Raw genomic sequence first — 2924 nt, forward strand, 5'->3', positions numbered from 1 at the left:
TATTAACAACGCGCGGGCCGCGCGGGGGGGGGGGGGGGGGGGGGGGGGGGCCCCCCCCCCCCCGCGCCTCCCCTGCGTGCGCGGCCCTCAGCCGCGTCCAGCGCCTTCCATTTCTTCCGGCTCTTCCGACTCTTCCGCAGCCGGCTAGACCATCGCGCTCCAGTACGGGCAGCACACGTTCGGCAGCGGCGCCGGGCCGCGGCCGCCGGCGCCCTGCAGTGACGGCAGCCGCTCCGAGCGGGCCACCCCGGGCGAGCTCGCGGTCAGCCCGGCCTCACCCAACTCGCCGAATGCCAGCGCCAGTTGATAACCGTCTAGGGTGGCGGCGGCAACCCCGGGGCGGCTCCGGCCGGCATTCAGCGAAGTGATCGTCCAGCCGCGCTGCCGCCAGTGCCGCTCGACCGCGTCCACCAGTGCCGCCCGCCGGACCGCCGAGACGATGGTGAGGATGTCCCGCCCCCGGGTGACGTACCAGCGCAGGTCCGGGTCCCGCCCCGGCAGCGACAGCCGCGCGCCCGCTCTGGGCGCCGCCCCCTGCCAGACCGGCGCCGGCCGGACGGCGTCCAGGGTGTCCTGAAGCAGGGTCTCGCAGCGCTCGGCGGCTTCGAGCTGATCGACCGCCGGCACTGGGCCGGGCCACCGGGCGGGTGGCACGACCGGCGCACCGCCTCGGCTTCCACCCGGGAATCCGACGTTCAGTTCGGCACCACCTGGCTGCACTGGTCCCCTCCGCGCTCCTCCCGGTGTTCAGGCCGGGCCGGGATTCCGTCCACTGCTTGGACGGTGGGCGTGGACGGACAGTTCCGCCTCTTACCGTTCCCACACCCTCTTCCGCACCCCTCCCGCACGCCCCTCCCGCGCCCCCCGCATCCCACCCGCAGCCGCCAGGGGTCGCGTCCCACTCACCGGCTCGACTCGGCGCCCTGGGTGAGTTCGCGCAGGCGCTGGATCTCGGTGGCGAGTTCGTCGATGCGCCGGTTCAGGGCCTGGATGCAGACCAGGGCGATGCCGTTGGCGTCGACGACGGGGATCACGCGGGTGTTCTCGTGGTGGAAGTCGAAGGAGGCGTGCCAGTCCTGGGCCATCGGCCCGATGTGCCGCACCTGTTCGGGCTCCCACAGGTAGCGCCAGGTGCTGATGGGCAGGGCGAGGACCGTCTCCAGTACCTGATGGCCGTTGACCGCCCCGGCCGGGGCGACGGCGGCGGTGTCGGCGGTGTCGGCGGTCTCGGTGTGCTCCGGGGCGGTCCGGGCCGCCTTCCCGGAGCGTCGGAACAGGCCCATGCTCAGCGGCTCCAGTCGATCGGGACGCCCATCCCACCCGAACGCCCCACCTGCCCGCGTCCGACAATCAGGACATAGGGGATCCCGCCGCCACGCTTCCCCCCATCGAGTGAAGCCCCGGCCCGGACCCGCATTCGACCGCCGCACCACCTGTCCGAGCCGCCGGCCGACCCGTCGAGGGCCGATCGGCACGAAGCCCAGGGGGAGTTGGCAGGAGCAACCGGCGTTGAGCCTCAGATTTCAAGGCCGGGGTCGAATGTCAACGGCGGGTTTCCGACGGGAACTATGCTCACGGTCGGAAGCACGGGGGGTCCTTGAGGTAAACGACGGGCCTTCTGTGCGCCCATGGCGGGTCAAGTCGCTTTTCGGGAGCTCTCATTGGGTCACGGTGCGTACCGACTGGGCGACGATCGCCACTCGGAGTCGTCAGGCGAACGGCCAACCCCGAGAGATCCCCTGTCCCGCCTCGCCAAGGGCATCGTGGTCATGGCGGCCCTCGGGTTCTTCGCCGCCTCGGTCGTGGCCACCATCCGCAACCGCGACGGCTTCTCGTACCAACTGGCCGCCATCACAGTCCTTTTGGTCCTGCTCGGCTTTCAGCTCCTGCACGCCGGCCCGTGGCGCCACAGGCGACCGTGGTGGCCGTGGAGCCTTCTCGCTCACGGAGTGATCACCTACCTGCCGTTCCTGGTCTTCGACGGGGCGTGGGTCGGCATCCCCGGGTCGTTCGCCGGATCGATGCTCCTGACCGTCGCCGCACCCAGGTCCTGGATCCTCTTCACCCTGCTGGTGGCGGGCCAGTACCCGATCTACGCGGCGCTGGGCGACGATGTCGGGCAGTGCCTCAACGCGAGCGTCTCCACGGCCGCGGGCGGAATCGTCGTCTACGGCGTGGCCCGACTGGCCGACATGACCGCGGAGTTGCGGGCGGCCCGCACCGAGCTGGCGGAGCGCGCCGTGGACCAGGAGAGGCTGCGCTTCTCCCGGGACCTGCACGACCTGCTCGGCTACAGCCTCTCCGTGGCAGCACTGAAGTGCCAGATCGCCGAGCGGACCGTCCTGGAGAACCCGCGGCGCGCCCGGGCGGAGATCTCCGAGGTGCTGGCGATGGTGAGACAGGCGATGTCCGACACCCGGTGGATCTCCAGCGGCGACCTCCAGATGTCGTTGGCGCGGGAAACCCGCTTCGCCGCCTCGGCGTTGCGGGCGGCCGGCATCAGCGTGGAGGTCGACCTGGCCTACGGCGCCCTGCCGCCCGAGCACGACGCCGTACTGGCGGCGGTGGCGCGGGAGGCCGTCACCAACATGCTGCGGCACAGCGCGGCACGGCGCTGCGAGATCCGGGCCGTCAGGGGCGAACTCGGCGACGTGAGCCTGGTGGTGTCCAACGACGGGGTCCTGGCGGAGGGCGTCCCGGCGGAGCCGGGCGGCGGCCGGGGCATCGGCAACCTCACGGAGCGGTTGCTCGCCGTCGGGGGACGGCTGACCGCGGAGGAGGGCGAGACCGGCTGGTTCCACCTCTCGGCGGTCATCGCGGCCCCGCCGACCAGGACGACGTCCAGGGCCGGCTGAGCCTGGGGCGGGGCGGGGGGCGGGGCGCCCCCCCCGCCCGCCCCGCCCCCCCCCCGCCCGCCCCCGCCC

At 72.9% G+C, this 2924-nt stretch carries 3 protein-coding genes; 1 reads left to right on the forward strand and 2 read right to left on the reverse strand.

Going from position 1 to position 2924, the window contains the following annotated elements:
• Positions 1 to 144 precede the first annotated feature (144 nt).
• A complete protein-coding gene (locus ACFV6I_RS01725; protein WP_063348554.1) occupies positions 145 to 627 on the reverse strand; it encodes a hypothetical protein in 483 nt (160 codons plus the stop codon).
• A gap of 275 nt (positions 628 to 902) precedes the next feature.
• Positions 903 to 1283: a tail fiber domain-containing protein gene (locus tag ACFV6I_RS01730; RefSeq protein ID WP_380423244.1), complete on the reverse strand. Its 381-nt coding sequence runs from the start codon at positions 1281 to 1283 to the stop codon at positions 903 to 905.
• Between the two features lie 486 nt (positions 1284 to 1769).
• Here ACFV6I_RS01730 and ACFV6I_RS01735 point away from each other — a divergent pair, with 486 nt between their 5' ends.
• Positions 1770 to 2855, forward strand: a complete 1086-nt coding sequence (locus ACFV6I_RS01735; RefSeq protein WP_380339971.1) for a sensor histidine kinase — start codon at positions 1770 to 1772, stop codon at positions 2853 to 2855.
• The last annotated feature ends 69 nt before the right edge of the window (positions 2856 to 2924 follow it).

Origin of the sequence: Kitasatospora sp. NPDC059803 (assembly GCF_042732255.1) — a bacterium.
In the GTDB taxonomy this organism is placed as follows: domain Bacteria; phylum Actinomycetota; class Actinomycetes; order Streptomycetales; family Streptomycetaceae; genus Kitasatospora.